The sequence below is a fragment of the Niveispirillum sp. genome (genome assembly GCF_017996735.1).
Lineage (GTDB): Bacteria > Pseudomonadota > Alphaproteobacteria > Azospirillales > Azospirillaceae > Niveispirillum.
The window spans coordinates 1-18857 of sequence record NZ_JAGOGJ010000035.1 but is presented as its reverse complement, the minus strand read 5'-3'; the positions used below and the strand labels follow the sequence as shown (position 1 = coordinate 18857).

At 66.1% G+C, this 18857-nt stretch carries 18 protein-coding genes; 10 read left to right on the top strand and 8 right to left on the bottom strand.

Annotation, left to right across the window (positions count from 1 at the left end):
* Positions 1-34 precede the first annotated feature (34 nt).
* Entirely contained in the window at positions 35-2974 is a 2940-nt protein-coding gene (locus tag KBA48_RS13290; protein WP_292907065.1) for a bifunctional [glutamine synthetase] adenylyltransferase/[glutamine synthetase]-adenylyl-L-tyrosine phosphorylase, read from the top strand.
* Between the two features lie 301 nt (positions 2975-3275).
* On the opposite strand, the gene KBA48_RS13285 is transcribed toward KBA48_RS13290, so the two are convergent.
* Positions 3276-3989, bottom strand: a complete 714-nt coding sequence (locus tag KBA48_RS13285) for a pirin family protein (RefSeq protein ID WP_292907063.1) — start codon at positions 3987-3989, stop codon at positions 3276-3278.
* Between the two features lie 193 nt (positions 3990-4182).
* Positions 4183-4785, bottom strand: a complete 603-nt coding sequence (gene wrbA, locus KBA48_RS13280) for an NAD(P)H:quinone oxidoreductase (protein WP_292907061.1) — start codon at positions 4783-4785, stop codon at positions 4183-4185.
* Between the two features lie 126 nt (positions 4786-4911).
* Between wrbA and KBA48_RS13275 the strand changes: the two genes are divergently transcribed.
* From KBA48_RS13275 to KBA48_RS13260, 4 genes are all read left to right on the top strand, one after another.
* A complete protein-coding gene (locus KBA48_RS13275) occupies positions 4912-5847 on the top strand; it encodes a LysR family transcriptional regulator (RefSeq protein ID WP_292907059.1) in 936 nt (311 codons plus the stop codon).
* A 109-nt stretch (positions 5848-5956) separates the two neighbouring features.
* Entirely contained in the window at positions 5957-7183 is a 1227-nt protein-coding gene (locus tag KBA48_RS13270; RefSeq protein ID WP_292907057.1) for a sensor histidine kinase, read from the top strand.
* 99 nt (positions 7184-7282) lie between these two features.
* The gene (locus tag KBA48_RS13265; RefSeq protein ID WP_292907055.1) at positions 7283-8518 is read left to right on the top strand and encodes a putative DNA modification/repair radical SAM protein; all 1236 of its coding nucleotides are present in this window, start codon (positions 7283-7285) and stop codon (positions 8516-8518) included.
* Positions 8515-9345, top strand: coding sequence for a TIGR03915 family putative DNA repair protein (locus tag KBA48_RS13260; RefSeq protein ID WP_292907053.1), 831 nt, complete (start codon positions 8515-8517; stop codon positions 9343-9345). Before KBA48_RS13265 ends, KBA48_RS13260 begins: the two co-directional genes overlap by 4 nt.
* Positions 9346-9396: 51 nt before the next feature.
* On the opposite strand, the gene purH is transcribed toward KBA48_RS13260, so the two are convergent.
* From purH to KBA48_RS13240, 4 genes are all read right to left on the bottom strand, one after another.
* Entirely contained in the window at positions 9397-10980 is a 1584-nt protein-coding gene (gene purH, locus KBA48_RS13255; protein ID WP_292907051.1) for a bifunctional phosphoribosylaminoimidazolecarboxamide formyltransferase/IMP cyclohydrolase, read from the bottom strand.
* A 93-nt stretch (positions 10981-11073) separates the two neighbouring features.
* Complete coding sequence (locus KBA48_RS13250) at positions 11074-12708, bottom strand: heparinase II/III family protein (protein WP_292907049.1); 1635 nt, start codon at positions 12706-12708, stop codon at positions 11074-11076.
* A gap of 20 nt (positions 12709-12728) precedes the next feature.
* Entirely contained in the window at positions 12729-13415 is a 687-nt protein-coding gene (gene rpe, locus KBA48_RS13245; protein ID WP_292907047.1) for a ribulose-phosphate 3-epimerase, read from the bottom strand.
* A gap of 202 nt (positions 13416-13617) precedes the next feature.
* On the bottom strand, positions 13618-14490 hold the full coding sequence (locus KBA48_RS13240) for an alpha/beta hydrolase-fold protein (RefSeq protein ID WP_292907045.1): 873 nt from the start codon (positions 14488-14490) through the stop codon (positions 13618-13620).
* Between the two features lie 128 nt (positions 14491-14618).
* On the opposite strand from KBA48_RS13240, the gene KBA48_RS13235 reads away from it, so the two are divergent.
* The 5 genes from KBA48_RS13235 to KBA48_RS13215 are packed head-to-tail and all read left to right on the top strand — an operon-like array spanning position 14619 to position 17165.
* Positions 14619-14882, top strand: coding sequence for a type II toxin-antitoxin system Phd/YefM family antitoxin (locus tag KBA48_RS13235; protein ID WP_292907043.1), 264 nt, complete (start codon positions 14619-14621; stop codon positions 14880-14882).
* Positions 14879-15265 (top strand): type II toxin-antitoxin system VapC family toxin, encoded by a 387-nt coding sequence (locus tag KBA48_RS13230; protein WP_292907041.1) that lies wholly within the window; start codon positions 14879-14881, stop codon positions 15263-15265. Before KBA48_RS13235 ends, KBA48_RS13230 begins: the two co-directional genes overlap by 4 nt.
* Positions 15262-16050 (top strand): hydroxyacylglutathione hydrolase, encoded by a 789-nt coding sequence (gloB, locus tag KBA48_RS13225; protein ID WP_292907039.1) that lies wholly within the window; start codon positions 15262-15264, stop codon positions 16048-16050. Before KBA48_RS13230 ends, gloB begins: the two co-directional genes overlap by 4 nt.
* A 39-nt stretch (positions 16051-16089) precedes the next feature.
* Positions 16090-16701, top strand: coding sequence for a glutathione S-transferase N-terminal domain-containing protein (locus tag KBA48_RS13220; RefSeq protein WP_292907037.1), 612 nt, complete (start codon positions 16090-16092; stop codon positions 16699-16701).
* A 5-nt stretch (positions 16702-16706) separates the two neighbouring features.
* A complete protein-coding gene (locus tag KBA48_RS13215; protein WP_292907035.1) occupies positions 16707-17165 on the top strand; it encodes a cupin domain-containing protein in 459 nt (152 codons plus the stop codon).
* On the opposite strand, the gene KBA48_RS13210 is transcribed toward KBA48_RS13215, so the two are convergent.
* Positions 17162-18154, bottom strand: coding sequence for an NAD(P)H-dependent glycerol-3-phosphate dehydrogenase (locus KBA48_RS13210; RefSeq protein ID WP_292907033.1), 993 nt, complete (start codon positions 18152-18154; stop codon positions 17162-17164). The genes KBA48_RS13215 and KBA48_RS13210 overlap by 4 nt on opposite strands.
* A 138-nt stretch (positions 18155-18292) precedes the next feature.
* Positions 18293-18835, bottom strand: coding sequence for a hypothetical protein (locus KBA48_RS13205; protein WP_292907031.1), 543 nt, complete (start codon positions 18833-18835; stop codon positions 18293-18295).
* Between the last annotated feature and the right edge of the window lie 22 nt (positions 18836-18857).

The window sequence follows — 18857 nt, the reverse complement described above, 5'->3', positions numbered from 1 at the left end:
CGCGGCACGCTTGGGATAGCCCGGTAGACGCCCCATGTTCAATCAAGAATCCCTTCCCCGCCTTGGCGATCCGCAACGTGCCGCCGTCGGACTGGAACATTGGCACGAAGCGACAGGTTCCGGCTGTGACCCCGATCTCGCCGCGTTTGCACGATCCTATGCCGCCGACCCCAGCGGAAAGCGCGTGCTGGAAGCGGTTTTCGCCAACAGCCCGTTCCTGGGACAGGCCCTGGTGCGGGAGATGGGTTTTTTCCGGCGCCTGCTGGAAACCGGCTTTGACGCCGCCTTCGACGACCTTGTCCAGGCACTGTGGCGCGATCATGGCGCGGAAACCAGCGCCGACCGGCTGATGAAGGCCCTGCGCATCGCCAAGCGCCGCGCGGCCCTGCTGATCGGGCTGGCCGACATGGCGCAGGATTGGCCGCTGGAAAAGGTGACGGGCGCCCTGTCCGACTTCGCGCAGGCGGCCCTGCAACTGGCCGTGCGCGTCGCCCTGCGCCAGGCGGTGAGCAGCGGCAAGCTGGAGGTTCCCGATCCGGCGCAGCCGGAAAAGGGCAGCGGCTATATCGTGCTGGCTATGGGCAAGTTCGGCGCGCGCGAACTGAACTACTCCTCCGATATCGACCTGATCGTGCTGTATGATGACGGCATCGTGCAGGTGCCGGATGGGGAGATGACGAAACATTTCGTGCGGGTGACGCGCGAAATGGTGCGCATCATGGATGACCGCACCGCCGACGGCTATGTCTTCCGCACCGACCTGCGCCTGCGCCCCGACCCCGGCGCCACGCCCGTGGCTGTCAGCGTGTCGGCGGCAGAAGCCTACTACAGCAGCCTGGGCCAGAACTGGGAACGGGCGGCCATGATCAAGGCCCGGCCAGTGGCCGGCGATCTGGAGGCCGGCAAGGGCTTCATGGACATCATCCGGCACTTCATCTGGCGCCGGAACCTGGATTTCGCGGCCATCCAGGACATCCATTCCATCAAGCGCCAGATCGGCGCCCACAAGGGCCACCGCGAAAAGACCGTCAATGGTCACAATATCAAGATCGGGCGCGGCGGCATCCGGGAGATCGAATTCTTCGCCCAGACCCAGCAATTGATCTTCGGCGGCCGCGACCGGTCCTTGCGCACCTGCGGCACCGTGGAGACGCTGTACGCCCTGGTCGCGTCCGACCGCGTTGAACGGCAGGTGGCGGACGATTTGTCGGAGGCCTACCGCTTCCTGCGCACCGTGGAACACCGGGTGCAGATGGTGGATGACCAACAGACCCACCAATTGCCCAAGACCGATGATGGCGTGGACCGCATCGCCGCCTTCCTGGGCTTTCCCGATACGCAGGCGTTCCGCGACCGGCTGATGGCCACGCTGACGGTCGTGGAGGATCATTATGACCATCTTTTCTCCGAAAGCCCGGCCCTGTCCGGCTCCGGCAGCCTGGTTTTCACAGGCACGGAGGATGACCCCGACACGATGGTCACCCTGCGGGAGATGGGATACCAGAACCCGTCGGCCGTGGCGGGCCAGATCCGGGCCTGGCACCATGGGCGTTACCGCGCCACACGCAGCCAGCGGGCGCGGGAGCTGCTGACCGAACTGGTTCCCACCCTGCTGGCCGCCTTTGGCCGCACGGCCCATCCCGATCAGGCCTTCCTGAAATTCGATGAATTCCTGTCGCGCCTGCCGGCGGGCGTGCAGTTGTTCAGCCTGTTCTATGCCAATCCCAACCTGCTGGACCTTGTGGCGGAGGTGATGGGTACCGCACCGCGTCTGGCCGAACAGTTGGCGCGGCAGCCGCAGGCGCTGGATGCCGTGCTGCTGCCCGGCTTCTTCGGCACCCTGCCGGGGCGGGAGGAGCTGGAGGCCGGGTTCGAGGCACTGGTGGGCGGGGCGCATTATTTTGAGGAGGTGCTGGACCTCACGCGGCGCTGGACCAACGAACACCGGTTCCGCGCCGGCGTCCATATCCTGCGCCATGTCAGCGATGCCGACCGGCTGGGCGCCTTTCTGAGCGATGTGGCCGAGGTGGCGCTGGTGGGGCTGCAGCGCGCCGTGGAGGATGAATTCGCCAAGCGCCATGGGCGCCTGCCCGATGCCGGCATGGCCGTGCTGGGCCTGGGGCGGCTGGGGGCGCGGTCGCTGTCGCTTCGTTCCGACCTGGACCTGATCACGGTCTATGAGGTGCCGGACGACGTTGTGCAGTCAGATGGGGCCAAACCCCTGTCCCCCAACGATTATTTCATCAAGCTGACCCAGCGTCTGGTCAATGCCATCACGGCCCACACGGCAGAGGGGCAGCTTTACGAAGTGGATATGCGCTTGCGCCCGTCCGGCAATGCCGGGCCGCTGGCCGTCAGCTTCGAAGGTTTCGCCAAATATCAGCGTAACAGTGCGTGGACCTGGGAACATATGGCCCTGACGCGTGCCCGCGCGGTGACCGGCCCCGACAGCCTGCGCGCCAGGCTGGCCGGGGAAATCAAATCCGTGCTGACCCGCCCGCGCGACCCCGCCAAGCTGCGCGAGGATGTGGCGTCCATGCGGACCCGCATCGATCAGCAGCACCGCACGGACGATATCTGGACCGTGAAATATGTCCGGGGCGGCATGATCGATATCCAGTTCATCGCCCAGTACCTGACCCTGCTGCACGCGCCGGAACGGCCGGATATCATTGATCCCAACACGACCGGTGCGCTGGCCTGGCTGGGGGATAGCGGCTTTATCGATGTGGCCACCGCCAATGTGCTGATCGACGCGCACAAGACCTGGCGCCGCGTGCAGGGCTTCCTGCGCCTGACGGTGGAGGGCGGATTCGACGCCGCCAAGGCGCCGCCGGGCCTGAAGGCCGGTCTGGCCCGCGCCGCCCTTCCCGATCTGCCCGAAGGCACCGCGTTCGAGGTGGTGGAGGCGGCGCTGAGGGAAAAGGCGACGAGGGTCAAGGACGCTTTCGACCGGATCGTCGGGGCGGCCTGATACCAATCTTCCTTGATCGTGACCAATCCAGGAAGATTGCGTGTTCCTCAGACGCCGGGCGCCGCCATCCGGCGGCTTGGCTTTCGGCACCACGCGGTGCCGGGCCGGCCGTCGCCGGCCTCCAATCTGCCAAGCGTCAAAACCTCGGCAGATTGGTATGACCCGACCCGGCATGCGGAAATCATGCACCGCGTTGCGCAAACAAAAAGGGCGGCGTCCGGGGGGAGGACGCCGCCCTTTTGACCGGAGCCGGCCTTCAGGGGGAGGGGGCGGCCGGCCCCGGCATGTCAGACCCTGTCAATCAGGCCGCACGCGGCAGATCGGCCAGGATCAGCTCGGCCTCTTCAAGCACCTCGATGGTCAGGACCTCTTCATCCTTCACCGCGGCGCCGTCACGGGCGTCAAGGGTCAGGCCGTTGACCTTCACCTTGCCCCGGGCGGGGACCAGATAGGCCAGTCGATCACCCAACCGATGCGTCAACACCGTACCGGCCGGCAATGTTCCACCCAAAAGTGCGGCATCCTGGTGAACATAAAGCGCACCTGAGTCCTTGTCCTGATCACGGCCGGAGGCCAGCACGCGCAACTGACCCTGGGCGTCGGTGCCCTTGGGGAATTTCGCGGCTTCCCAACGCGGCTTCACGCCACGCTTGTTGGGGATGATCCAGATCTGGAACAGGGTGGTTTCACCCGGTTCGCGGTTATATTCGGCATGCACGATGCCGGTACCGGCCGACATGACCTGCACATCACCCGCTTCCGTGCGGCCCTCATTGCCCAGGAAATCCTGGTGCGTGATGGCGCCCTTGCGGACATAGGTGACGATTTCCATGTCCTGATGGGGATGCGGGTCGAAGCCGGTATTGCTGTCGATCGTGTCGTCGTTCCACACCCGCAGCGGTCCCCAATGGACCCGCGACGGATTGTGATAGCCGGCGAAGCTGAAGTGGAAATTGGCGCGCAGCCAGCCATGGTTGGCCTTGCCCAGGCCGGCGAAGGGGCGATGTTCGATCATGACACGTCTCCTTGATGGCTCCCCGTACCGTCCCGGAAAGGCGGCGATACGGGGACCGTGGGTCATGGGATTATGGGCCGAAGGTCATCCCGTGATGACCTTCGGACGCCGGCGACCGCCGGCCCGGCGCTCATGCGCCGTGAGACAAGCCGCCGGACGGTGGCGCCCGGCGGCTTGAGGAACAAGCACTCAATCAAGCCGACAGCTTGGCCGCCAGGCGGGCAACATGGGCACCCTGGAAGCGCGCACCCTCCAGCTCGTTCTCCGACGGCTGGCGGGAACCGTCGCCGCCGGCGATGGTGGTGGCGCCATAGGGGCTGCCGCCCGTCACTTCGTCCAGGCGGGTCTGACCGCCGAAGCTGTAGGGCAGGCCGGCGACGACCATGCCATGGTGCAGCAGGGTGGTGTGGAAGGACAGCAGCGTCGATTCCTGACCGCCATGCTGGGTGGCCGTGGACACGAAGACAGAGCCGACCTTGCCGATCAGCGCACCCTTGGCCCACAGACCGCCGGTCTGGTCCAGGAAGTTGCGCATCTGGCTGGCCATCATGCCGAAGCGGGTCGGGGTGCCGAAGACGATGGCGTCATAGTTCGGCAGCTCGTCCACGGTGGCGACGGCGGCGTCCTGGTCCAGCTTGATGCCGGAACGCTTGGCCACTTCATCGGGGATCAGCTCGGGCACGCGCTTGACCACCACTTCGGTGCCGGCGACCGACGCCGCGCCCTCGGCAACGGCCTTGGCCATCGTCTCGACATGGCCGTAGGAGGAGTAGTAGAGGACCAGAACCTTGCTCATTTCGCTCTCCGTAATGTGCGGTGTGTTGCGCTGTTGAGAGGAAGATAGGCCGTTGCGCCGTTCCCGATAATGGTACAATTTCGAACAGCTTTGTCCCGCTGGGTGGGATAATCGACGGGGAACAAAATGGACCGGCTTGAGGATCTGCGGCTGTTCACGCTGGTGGCGGAGGGGCGCAGCTTCACCAAGGCCGCCGACAAGCTGGGCCTGTCGAAATCCGCCGCCAGCCGGCGCATCGGGGAACTGGAGGCCCGTCTGGGCGCCCGCCTGTTCAACCGCACCACCCGCCATATCAGCCTGACCCAGGTGGGCGAAGGCTTTTATGCCCGCGTCACCCAGGCGCTGGAGGCGCTGGAGGAGGCGGAACAGTCGGTCGCCAGCCAGCATGCGGCACCGCGCGGTGTGCTGAAACTGGCGGCGCCCATGTCCTTCGGCATTGTCCACCTGTCCGGCGCCATCGCCGATTTCATGGCGCTGTATCCGGAGGTGACGGTCGATATGGACCTGTCCGACCGGTTCGTCGATCTGGTGGAGGAAGGGTATGATCTGGCGGTCCGCGTGGGGCGGTTGAAGGACAGTTCTCTGGTGGCCCGCCGGCTGTGTCCGGTGCGCGCCGTCATCTGCGCCAGCCCGGACTATCTGGCCCGGCGCGGCACGCCGCAGAAGCCGGCCGACGTTGCCGACCATGATTGCCTGATCTACACCAATGTGCAGACCCCTGATCAATGGAGCTTCCGCACCGCCCCCGGATCGGAAGGAACGCAGAACATCAAGCTGAAGGGCCGGCTGCGCGCCAATAACGGCGATGCGTTGCGGGAGGCGGCCCTGCATGGCCAGGGGCTGGTGCTGCTGCCCACCTTCATTGTCGGCGATGCGCTGGCGGCGGGGCGGCTGATCCCGGTGCTGGATGCCTGGCTGCCCGGCCCCGTGGCGGCCCACGCCGTCTATCCCGCCAACCGCCATCTGAGCCCCAAGGTCCGGGCCTTTGTCGATTTTCTGGCGGGACGGTTCGGACCGGTACCGTACTGGGACGCGGCGCTGACCGTAATGAAGGGCGGCTGACCCGCGCCGGGGCTTCACAAATCCTTCACGGCTTTCTGGCATGACTTCCGGGTTTAGTTCCATGCAGACGGGGGCGGTTTTGGACCGGCATACAGGGGAGGCCCCGGCGATGGACCTTGCTGCGGCAGACGCAGCCTGGACGGCGGCGCGGCTGTGCCGTCCGGCCCCATCCGTGATGGAACGGACCAGTTGCGGGGCCGTGGCCGAACTGTTCCAGACCGATCCCGACCTGCCCGGCGTCATCGTGCTGGACACGGACGGAAGGCCCCTGGCCCTGGCCGACCGCGCCACCTTCCTGCTGCACTTTTCCCAGCGGTATGGCCGCGACCTTTATGCAAGGCGGCCCGTCACCCATCTGGCCGACCGGCAGCCATTGCTGGTGCCGCTGCAGACAGGCCTGTCCGACCTGAACAACCTGATCGCGCAACGCAAGCCCGATGCCCTGCATCGTGGTTTCGTGCTGGTCGACCCCGATGGGATGGCGGTGGGGCTGGGCCAGGGCATCGACGTCATGCGCCTGACGGCGGAGGAGATGGCCCGCACCCTGGACCGGCTGCGCGCCACACAGCGCGACCTGATCCAGGCGGAAAAGATGGCGGCGCTGGGCGGGCTGGTGGCCGGGGTGGCGCATGAGATCAATACGCCGCTGGGCGTGGCGGTAACGGCCGCCACCGCCTTTGCCCAGGATACGGAACGGTTTTCCGCCGCCTGGCGCGATGGGACGCTGCGCCGCAACGACCTGCAGGATTATGTGGCGTCCGCGACGGAGGCGATGGGTTACGTCCTGGGCAACATCACACGCGCCGCCGATCTGGTGCATAGTTTCAAGCAGGTGGCCGTGGACCAGACCACCGATCAGGTCCGCCGCTTCGACCTGGGCGATTATCTGGGTGAGGTGCTGCGCAGCCTGCAGCCGCAACTGCGCCGCCTGCCCCACCGGCTGGAGCCGGAACTGGCCGAGGGGCTGGTGGTGGAAAGCGCGCCCGGCGCCATTGCCCAGATCGTCACCAACCTTGTCATGAACGCCCTGACCCATGCCTTCATGGGCCGGGCGGGGGCGGGCCGCATCCGTGTCGTGCTGCGCCCGGCATCCGGCACGCCCGGCTGGGTGGAACTGTCGGTCATGGATGATGGCAACGGCATCGATGCCGCCACCCTGCCCCGCATCTTCGATCCGTTTTTCACCACGCGGCGCGATGCCGGCGGTACCGGCCTGGGCCTGCATCTGGTCTATAATCTGGTGACGCAGCGCCTGGGCGGGCGCATCGATGTCGACAGCCGGGTCGGACAGGGCACACGCTTCATTGTCGCCTTTCCCCGCCGGGGCGCCGACTGACCCCTTGTCACCCATCGCGGGCGCGATAGCTCATCATTGTTGACGCGCCGCGTCAGGAACATATCATGAACAAAATCCTATTCTCCTGTCAGGTCCCTTATGGCCAAATCGCTGAAACAACGCCTCGCCATCCTGTCGGATGCCGCCAAATATGATGCGTCCTGTGCGTCCAGCGGCACGCAGCGGCGCGATTCGTCGGCCAGCGGCGGGCTGGGATCGACGGAGGGCATGGGCATCTGCCACGCCTATGCACCGGACGGGCGCTGCATCTCCCTGCTTAAAATCCTGCTGACCAATTTCTGCCTCTATGACTGCGTCTATTGCGTGAACCGGTCATCCAGCAATGTGGAACGGGCGCGATTTTCGGCGGAGGAGGTGGTCTGGCTGACCCTGGAATTCTATCGCCGCAACTATATCGAGGGGCTGTTCCTGTCGTCCGGCATCATCCGGTCGTCCGATTACACGATGGAACAGCTTGTCCGCGTCGCCAAGGATTTGCGCACCCTGCATAATTTCAGGGGCTATATCCATCTGAAGACCATCCCGGAGGCGTCACCGCAACTGATCGAGGAGGCGGGGCTTTATGCCGACCGCCTGTCGATCAATATCGAACTGCCGACCGACCAGGGCATCGAACAGTTCGCGCCGCAAAAACATCCGGCCCGCATCCGCCGGTCCATGTCCGATCTGTCCCTGAAGATCGAGGCGGCGAAGGAACCGACATTGAAGACGAAACGGCGGCAACGCTTCGCACCGGGCGGGCAAAGCACACAGATGATCGTGGGCGTGGATGGCGCGACTGACGCCACCATTCTGGGGTCCAGCGTCGATCTGTACAGCCGGTTCCGTCTGCGCCGCGTCTATTATTCCGCCTTCAGCCCGATCCCCGATGCGTCCAGCGCCCTGCCTTTGTCGCGCCCGCCGCTGATGCGGGAACATCGTCTGTATCAGGCGGACTGGCTCTACCGGTTCTATGGATTCAACGTGGCCGAGATCACGTCGGTGCGGGCCGATGGCAATCTGGAACTGGATATCGATCCGAAACTGGCCTGGGCGCTGGCCAACCGCGACCGGTTTCCCGTGGATGTGAACCGGGCGGAGAAGGAGATGCTGCTGCGCGTGCCGGGGCTGGGCACGACATCGGTGCCTTCCATCCTGTCGGCCCGCCGGCATAAACGGCTGCGGCTGGACGATCTGGAACGGTTGCACGTGTCGGTGCGCAAGGTCAGGCCCTTCATCATGGCTGAAGGTTGGTCGCCCCTGCGCCTGACCGACCGGACCGACCTGCGCGAGCTTTTTGCGCCCAAGCCCAAGCAATTGAGCCTGTTCGGATGATCCGCCTGTGTTTGCGCGGTCGCGGCGATCTGGCCGAATGGCGGGATGCGGCGCGCGCCCTGCTGCGGGCCGGGGTGGGGCCGGGCAATGTGGAATGGCAGGTGCGTGATGCCGGGGCCGATCTGTTCGGTCTGGCCGATGATCCGCTGCCCCCGGCCGACCCGGCCCTGCCCGCCCCCACGGTGCCCAGCGCCTTCCTGACCCTGGCCGATGCCGTCATCTGTCACCGCGACCCGGCGCGGTTTGCCCTGCTTTACCGGCTGCTCTGGCGCGTGCAGGGGGAACGGGCGCTGCTGTCCATCCCGTCCGACCCCGATGTGGCGCGGGCGGAGATGCTGGAAAAGGCCATCCGGCGCGATGCGCACAAGATGAAGGCCTTTGTCCGGTTCAAGGAAATGGGGGCGCCGCGTGATGGCCGCCGGCGCTTTGCCGCCTGGTTCGAGCCGGACAATTTCATCGTCGGCCGCACCGCCGGCTTTTTTCAGCGCCGTTTCACCGACATGGACTGGATCATCGCCACCCCCAAAGGCTCGGCGGCGTGGGACGGGCAGACACTGACCCTGTCAGACGAACCGTCGGAGAAGCCCAACCTGATCGACGATACCGACGATCTGTGGCGCACCTATTTCGCCCATATCTTCAACCCGGCGCGGTTGAAGGTGCAGGCGATGCAGTCGCAGATGCCCAAGAAATACTGGAAGAACCTGCCGGAAGCGGACCTGATCCCCGACCTGATCGCAGGGGCCGAGGACCGGATGCGCGACATGATCGACCGCGAGGCGACCCAGCCCAGGCCGTTCCATTACCGCATCCGGGAGCGGGAATAGGCACCGCACACCGATGAAGGGGCGGCCCGACCGGACCGCCCCATCCGCACCTTAATGCCGGAAATGGCGCATGCCGGTGAAGACCATGGCCAGCCCACGCTCGTCGGCGGCGGCGATCACCTCCGCATCGCGCATCGACCCGCCCGGCTGGATCACCGCCGTCACACCGGCGTCGGCAGCGGCCAGCAGGCCATCGGCAAACGGGAAGAAGGCGTCGGACGCAACCACGGACCCCTGGGTGCCCGCCTCTTCCAGACCGGCGGCCTTGGCGGCGTCGGCGGATTTCCAGGCGGCGATGCGGCTGCTGTCAACGCGGCTCATCTGACCGGCGCCGATGCCGACGGTGGCCCCGGCCTTGGCATAGACGATGGCGTTCGACTTCACATGCTTGCCCACGCGGAAAGCGAACAGCAGATCGGCCAGTTCGGCGTCGGTCGGGGCACGCTTGGTGACGACCTTCAGGTCGGCCTGGGCAATGCGGCCATTGTCGCGGGTCTGCACCAGATAACCGCCGGCCACCGACTTCACGAACAGGCCGGGCTCGGCCGGGTTCGGCATGGAACCGGTCAGCAGAACGCGCAGGTTCTTCTTGGTCGCCAGGAAGGCCTTGGCCGCCTCGTCCGCGTCGGGCGCGATCACCACTTCGGCGAAAAGCTTGGCGATCTGCTCGGCAGTGGCGGCGTCCAGGGTCCGGTTCATGGCGATGATGCCGCCAAAGGCCGAAACGGGGTCACAGGCCAAGGCGCGGGTGTAGGCGTCCAGCAGGTTATCCCCCTCGGCCACGCCGCAGGGATTGGCATGCTTGATGATGGCGATGGCCGGACGGTCGAATTCCGACACCAGCTCGAACGCCGCATCCGTGTCGTTCAGGTTGTTATAGGACAGTTCCTTGCCCTGAAGCTGGGTCGCGGTGGCGATGCCGGGGCGCTTGTCGCCGGTCGTGTAGAAGGCCGCCGACTGGTGCGGGTTCTCACCGTAACGCAGGGTCTGGCGCAACTCCCCGCCGAAGGTCAGGCGCTGGGGATATTCCTGGCCCAACTGACCGGCGAACCAGCGGGAGATGGCGGCGTCATAGGAACCGGTACGGGCATAGGCCTTGGCAGCCAGGGTGCGGCGGAAGGACAGGGTGGTCTGCCCGTCATTGGCCTCCAACTGAGCCAGCAGCTCGGCATAGTCCGACGCATCGGTGACCACGGCCACGAAGTCGTGATTCTTGGCCGCACCGCGGATCAGGGATGGGCCACCGATATCAATATTCTCGATGCAGGTCTCGAAATCCGCACCCTTGGCCACCGTCGCCTCGAACGGGTACAGGTTCACCACCACCAGATCGATGCCGGGAATGTCATGGGCCGACATGGCACCGGTATGGGTCGGGAAATCACGGCGCGCCAGGATGCCGCCATGGATCTTGGGATGCAGCGTCTTGACGCGGCCATCCATCATCTCCGGAAAGCCCGTATGGTCGGACACTTCCGTCACGGCGATGCCGGCATCGGCCAGTGCCTTGGCCGAACCGCCGGTCGACAGGATGTGAACGCCGCGCGCGGCCAGTGCCTTGCCCAGATCGATCAGGCCCGTCTTGTCGGAGACGGAGATGATGGCGCGGCGGATGGGGACGAGATCGATGCTCATGGTTCGGTACCCTGGCGGATGCTGCATGGAACAAAAGGAACCGGGCCGATCCTGGTGGACCGGCCCGGCGGTGATGGTGACGCGGATCGCGCGTCAGGTATCGATGTCGCTGCCTTCCCGGCGGAAGCCCCATTTGACCAGGGTATCCCCCAGTTGGGTGGTGCCGCGCAGCACGATCTGGGTGGTCGGCCGGGGATCGGCGCCCTGCCCCAGATAGATGCTGTCGGCGGTTTCGATCTCTGCACCGCTGGCCCGGAATTTCCATAGGGCCCCGGACGGCAGCCGCATCAGCAGGGCCGCCTCATCCTCCAGAGTCGCCACGCGCACGCCGGGATGCAGGTGGAAACGCACGGCGAATTCATGGCCCGGCGTGCCGGTCAGCTTGTCCTGCCCACGCAGATCCTCGCCGCTTTCGGCCAGGAACAGGCGGCGATGATGGACGATGCCGCCCCGGTCAAAATAGCCGTCATGATGGGCATCGACCAGCGTGCCCTCATCCCCGTCCTGGCGCAGGCACTGCACCCTGGACGGGCGGCGGGACAGGCCCCCCTCCTCGTTCACGCCGCTTGAATTGGTGTCATCGATGGCCAGGGTGGAATGGGCGGCCGTGGCGGCCAGCGCCTGACGCCAGACACCCTGGTCGCCTGGATGCGCCCCGCAATTCACCACCAGCCGCTCGCGCCCCACACTCATCTCAAACGACAGGGTGCCGGCATGGGCGTGTTCATCCAGCCCGGGCGCCGGTGGCGCGCCGACATCCATCAACAGACAGGTCCGCCCCGCCGTGACACGTTCGAACCCGATATGCGGGGTGGATTTCAGGGGGCGGCCACGGGCATCCGCCTGGCCCAGCACGGTGTCGATCAACACCGCCTCCCCCTCCTGCGCGCCATTGAACAGGGCCAGACCACCATCACCATGGCGGAAGAAGCGCAGGGTGGGGGTCATGCGGTCAATGGCGTGCTGTACCGCCTCCGGCACATCCTCCCGCCCCGCGCGATAACAGCCGCGGATATCGATCAGGTGGCGCAGCACCAGCAACTGGGCCGCCGGGGAATGTTCGACATGGCCGCCATCGGGCAGCACCTGCCTGGGCAGTTCCCGGTTCAGCAGGGCGCGGGCACGGTCGGTGACCCGCGACAGGCCGTTCAGGCAGATGCCGCCATAAACCATGCCCTTGATGGCGCCCAGCAGCGCGGTCCCCTTCAGGCGGCCCGGAACCGTATGTTCCAGAAAGCGCACCTGACGGGCCAGACTGTCGAAGACACGGGCGCGCAACTGGTCATCGGCGCTGGCCAGGAAAAAATCATGCTGGCCGATCCAGGCGGCGATGCGCGTGGCCAGCACATCGGGCGCCCAGGCCACGGGATGCCAGCGCTTGCCGAACAGGTCCAGCCAGTGGCTGACCAGCACACGGGCCTGGCGCCGGGCGGCATCCCCCCCGGTGGCGCGCAGATGGCGCAGCCAGTCGAAACCATGCATTTCGGCCAGCCAGGGAGCGGACGCCGTCGGTTCCAGCCAGGGCGGCATCTCGTCAAAAAAAATCTGGCCGGCAAAACGGAAACGGTTGTTCAGCAATTCCTGGCCATGATGGGCATCGCCGGGCCAGGGGTCGGGCGGCACCAGGGATAGTTGCTGCGGCGCCGGCCCCGATAGGGCCATCATCTGGTACAACCCGGTTCCGCGATACCAGCCGCCGGCACCGGGATTGAACCTTTTATGCGCCATGCCCCCGGCCATGTGGCGCATCAACCGTTCTGGCCGCGCAGCGCGCGCATATTGGCTTCATAGGCCGACGGGCCGCCGACAAAGGTGGCCGTGCCAGCCACCAGCACATCGGCACCGGCCGCGATGCACTGCTTCGCCGTCTCCACATTGACGCCGCCATCGACCTCCAGGTCGATCTGTCGTCCGCCCTGGGCCGCCGACACGGCGTTGATGCGGCGGCGAAGCTCCGCGATCTTGTCCAGTTGCGAGGTGATGAAGCTCTGCCCCCCGAAACCGGGATTGACCGACATGACCAGCACCAGATCCAGGTCGCCCAGCAGATAATCCACCATCGACAAGGGCGTGTGCGGGTTCAGCACGATGCCGGGCTTCTTGCCCAGCGAGCGGATCAGTTGCACGGTCCGGTGCGGGTGCGGACCGGCTTCGGGATGGAAGCTGATGATGTCGGCACCGGCATCGGCGAAACCCTGGATGAAGTTATCGACGGGTGCGATCATCAGATGCACGTCGAAGACCTTCGCCGTGTGCGGGCGCAGCGCCTTCACCACACCGGGGCCGATGGTGATGTTGGGCACGAAATGCCCGTCCATCACGTCGATATGGATGTAATCCGCACCGGCGGCGTCAATGGCGCGCACCTCCTCGCCCAGACGGGCAAAGTCGGCGGACAGGATGGACGGGGCGATCTTGACGGGCTTCGTAGTCATGGGCCGGTTGGTATCAATAACAGGCCCCGCCGACAAGCCGGGTTCGGCGCATGAAAGGCCGGTTCCGGGAACATGGCGGTGACACTTTGAGCCCGCCCTCAGCCGCCGGGCGCCGCCATCCGGCGGCTGGGCTTACGCCGCACGTGCGGCGGGCCGGCAGTCGCCGGCCTCCAGCGAGATAAGGCAAGCTCAAGCCGCCGGTTCACGGCGCCGGATACAGCCATTGCAGCCCCTGGATCAGGCCCACGGGGAAAGTGGTTTCATGATAGGTGCCCTGTGACACCTCTGCCATCACCTGCAGGCCCGGATATTTACGCGCCCGCAGGCGTTTGGCCATGTCTTGCTGATCGGCCACCATGTCGCGGTTCTTGTTGTAGCGGGCATCACCAGGCTTCGCCGCCTCGAACGAGCCAGCGGTCATATAGACCCTTGCCTTCAGATCCTTGTGCGCCTTGGCGTAATCCGCCTCCAGCCCCCGCAGGGCGTAATCCTTGTACCAGATGGACGGGCTGGTCAGGATGTAGCTGCTGAAATGCTGCGGCTGGGTGAACAGGACCCAAAGGCCGAACAGCCCGCCATAGGACTGGCCCACCAGGGTGCGGCGGGCCGGATCGATGCGATAGGTCTTTTCCACCAGCGGCATCGCCTGCTTCACCAGGAAATCCAGATAGGCGGGCGCCCCGCCCGATACGCCGGACAGGTCCGGGTCGGTCCAGGGGGTCAGGTCACGGCGACGGCTGTTCATCCCATCCTCCCCCTTGGCGGTGGGCAGGCCGACCAGGATGAATTCTTCCAGCCGTTTCAGATTATGGGCCAGCCGCGTGATGCCGGACGCCACCTGGAACGTATAATCCCCATCGGTCAGGTACAGCACGCCATAGCGCCTGCCGGCATTTTTCGGGTCCGCATAACCCGGCGGCAGCTTCACATAGAGATCATAGGTCCGGCCGCTCTGATCCGACGTGACGGTATGAACGCTGGTCCGCTCCACCTGATAGGCGGGCAATGCCTCCTGCGCACGGACGGCCGGCATGGTCAAAAACAGGGCAGCGGCCAGAAGCCAGACAGAACGCATGAGCACTTTCCCCACCGGGTTGCGGATCGGGCCTGTCTACGAACCCTGCGTTTGCCCCGTCAAGCATTGACGCCGCGCCCGGCACTGCCCACTCTGAGGACAGAGCGCCCATCCCCCGGAGGCCGGCCATGGACAGCGTGAACCTTGCCGACGTCGCCAGCAACCTGACCCGCCTGATCGAACGGGCCGAGGCGGGGGAGGAGATCATCATCTATCGCGCCGGCCGCCCCGTGGCCCGGCTGATGCCGCCGGCGGAAGGGGGCGAAGCGACCACGTCAACGCACAGTCCCCGTCAATTCGGGCAGTTGGCGGGCCGCATCTGGATCGGGGAAGATTTCGACGATCCACTGCCCGAGGATATCGCAAAGGCCTTTCGGGGTGAAAACCCATGAGGTTGTTGCTGGATACCCACATTTTACTGTGGACCGCTGGCAATCCCGAACGACTATCACCCACCATACGGGGATTATTGGCGGACAACCAGAATCAGTTATATTTCAGCGTTGCCAGCGCTTGGGAAATTGCGATCAAGGTCAATGCCGGGCGGCTGGTTTTTCCGCTGGAAGAGCTGCATTCCACGCTGGCCGCACAGCGGCTGATCCTTCTCGACATTACCCTGCCCCATGCCATGGCTGCCGCCGCCCTGCCCCCGCACCACAATGACCCGTTCGACCGCATGTTGATCGCGCAGGCCAGGATGGAGGCTTTGCTGCTGGTGACGGCGGATGGGATGATCCCAACCTATGACGTGAAAACCCTGTCGGCACGGACATGAGAAAGGGCGCTCCCATGGTCGAGGTGCATGTCGTTCCGGCATTGACCGACAATTACATCCACATCATCCATGACGCGGCCCATGGGCTGACCATCGTGGTCGATCCCGGAGAGGCGGCGCCCGTGCGGGCCTTTCTGTCGGAACGCGGCTGGCGGCTGACCCATATCCTGGCCACCCATCATCATGGCGATCATATTGGCGGCATCCCCGACCTGCGCGCCGACAGCCATGCCATGCTGATCGGCCCCCGGGCGGAGATCGACCGTATCCCCGAAATGGACGCCACCCATGGCGAGGGCGATATCTTCACCCTGGGCAGCCAGACGGTCCGCGTCTTTGACACGCCCGGCCACACGCGCGGTCATTGCGCCTTCTTCTTTGAGGAGGCGCGTCTGCTGTTCAGCGGCGACACCCTGTTCTCGCTCGGCTGCGGCCGGCTGTTCGAAGGCACACCGGCCCAGATGTGGGACAGCCTGTCGACGCTGCGCGCCCTGCCCGGCGATACGCGTGTCCATTGCGGTCATGAATATACGGCCAGCAATGCCCGTTTCGCGCGCTCCATCGATCCGGACAATGCCGCGCTGAAGGCACGAGCCGAGGAGGTGGCTGCCCTGCGGGCCAAGGGCCTGCCCACGGTTCCCTCGCGCCTGTCGGATGAGATTGCCGCCAACCCCTTCCTGCGCGCCGACGATCCGGGCCTGGCCGCCCATTTCGGAATGACCGGCGCGCCCCCTGCCACCGTCTTCGCCGCCATCCGCAAGGCGAAGGATGAGTTTCGGGGCTGATCCCGCCCCGCCGTCACGACCCCCAACCCGGATATTCCCATGAAGCTGCGTTACAGCCAGACATCCCCCTTCGTGCGCAAGGTTCTGATGGCCGCGCATGAGGTCGGCTTGGCCGACCGGATCGAGGTTTCACCCACCGATGTCTGGTCCCCGGACAGCCCCATCGTGCGCGAGAATCCGCTGTCCAAGATCCCGACCCTGCTGACCGATGACGGCATGGTGCTGTTCGACAGTCCGGTCATCGTGGAATATCTGGACAGCCTGCATGAAGGCCGCAAGCTGATCCCCGCCACCGGCCCCGCACGCTGGGTGGCCCTGCGGCAGCAGGCGCTGGGCGACGGGATCTGTGATGCCGGCGTGCTGCGCCGGGTCGAAACCCTGCGCCCCACCGCCCTGCGCTCCGCCGAATGGGACAGCCGGCAGCGCGCCGCCATCTCCCGTGCCTTCGACCGGCTGGAGGTGGAAGCCGGCGACCTGCCCGACCCGGACCAGCCGAACGTGGGCGGTCTGGCCATCCTCTCGGCCATGGGCTATATGGATTTCCGCTTCGCCCACGAACCCTGGCGCACCGGCCGGCCGACACTGGCCCGCTGGTTCGACGGCGCCGCGCGGCGCGCCAGCTTTCAGGCCACCCTGCCGCCCCGGGAATGAGCGCCATGTATCCCCCGACCCTGAAGCCCCAGCAGATCATTGACCTGCTGGGCATGAAACCGCACCCGGAAGGCGGCCATTATGTGGAGACCTTCCGCGCAAAGGCCGCCGATGGCGGGCGGGCGGCCCATACCGCCATCTATTTCCTGCTGCAGGCGGGGGAATATTCGCATTGGCACCGGGTGCTGGACGCCGACGAGATCTGGCATTTCCATGCCGGGGCGCCGCTGGTCCTGACCCTGTCGCCCAACGGCCATGACGCGTCGGCCCATCATCTGGGCAGCGATCTGGCGGCCGGACACCGGCCCCAGATCATCGTGCCCGCCGGCCATTGGCAGACGGCGGTCAGCCTTGGCGCCTGGACCCTGGTCGGCTGCACCGTGGTTCCCGGCTTCGAATTCGCACAGTTCGAACTGGCCCCGCCCGACTGGCGGCCAAGCCCACGTAAACCTTCCGGGGGCTAAACCGTCTCCGTCTTGAACGGCCGCGTCATCAGGGCGTCGATGATGGCGTCCAGGTCGGCGCCATGGTTCAACAGGGCATCCACGGCCTGGCACAACGGCATGTCTACGCCCTTTGCCACCGCCAGCTTGGTGACGGCGCGGGCCGTGTAGACGCCTTCGGCCACCGACCGGCGCTCGCCCAGCACTTCTTCCAGCGTCCGGCCCTGGCCCAGGGCCGCGCCCAGCGACATGTTGCGCGATTGCAGGGAGGAGCAGGTGAGCGTCAGGTCGCCCAGCCCCGACAGGCCCATCAGCGTTTCGGCCCGCGCGCCCAGCCGGGCGCCCAGCCGCGCGATCTCGGCCAGACCCCGGGTGATCAGGGCGGCACGGGCATTGTCGCCCAGGCTGCGGCCATGGACGATACCGCAGGCGATGGCCAGCACATTCTTCACGGCCCCGCCCACCTGCGCACCCACCAGATCATCCGACAGGTAGGGCCGGAAGGTGCGCCCGCCCAGCGCGGCCAGCAGACGGTGGCCCAGCGCCGCATCCTGGATGGCCAGCGTGACGGCCGTGGGCAATCCCTTGGCCACCTCCGCCGCGAAGGTAGGCCCCGACAGCACGGCCAGCGGCTGGTCGCCCAGTTCCGCCTGGGCTGCCTCGCTCATCAGGCTGCCGGTATCGATCTCGATCCCCTTGGCGCAGATGACGACTGGCGCACCGGACCGCAGGGCGGGCTTCAGCGCGCGGCAGGCCGTGCGCAGATGCTGTGCCGGGGTGACCAGCAGCACGGCATCGGCATCGGCGGCCACCGACAGGCTGTCCGTGGCGCGGATGGCGGGGTCCAGGGCAATGCCGGGCAGGAACAGGCTGTTCTCGTGGTGCGTATTCACGCTTTCCACCACCTCGGCCTCGCGCGCCTGCAGGATCACTTCCGCGCCCGCGCGTGCCGCCGCCATGGCCAGTGCCGTGCCCCAGGCCCCCGCCCCGATCACACCGATACGCCGCATGGCCCGTCCCCTTCGTTTGTCGGTCCGGGACCTGTCGTCCCGTTCATGCAAGAAGGCTTAGCGTGCGGGAACGCAAAAATAAACAGGGCCGGGCGGGATACCCCCCGCCCGGCCCGCAATTGTCAGGCCCGAATGGCCTTACTGCACCGACGTTCCGGCCGTTGAGGCCTGGATGGAACAATTCGTCCCCTGGGTTTCACACTGCACCAGGGCATCGGCGCGGGCCTGCTCCTCGGTGTCACGGACGACCCAGCCGAAGCCGCCATCCTCTGACATGGCCAGGGCCTTGGCGCCGGCCGCCTTCTCGTAATCCGCCACAACCTCGCCGCGCAGGTCGCCGGCGTCCGTGTGGCTGCGGGCCAGTTCGCCCAGGGTGCTGCCACCCGCCAGCGCCTGTCCGTCAACGGACACGATGCGGCACGTCTCGCGGGTCACTTCGGCGCAACGGGACAGGGCGGCAATGCGGGCTTCGGCGCCATCAACGCCGGAGGCGTAACCGACGGCACCATCCGGCGCCAGGGCCAGCGCCTTGGGGCCCTGCAGCTTGCCATACATGGCGATGGCTTCCTGGCCCACGCCCGACAGATTGGTGATACCCTTTTCCGGCGTGGCCGCATGGGCCAGCATCGGGAAGGCGACGATAGCAGCGGTAGTGGCCAGCACGAACTTGATCTTCGACATGATATCCCTCCGTGGATGTCGG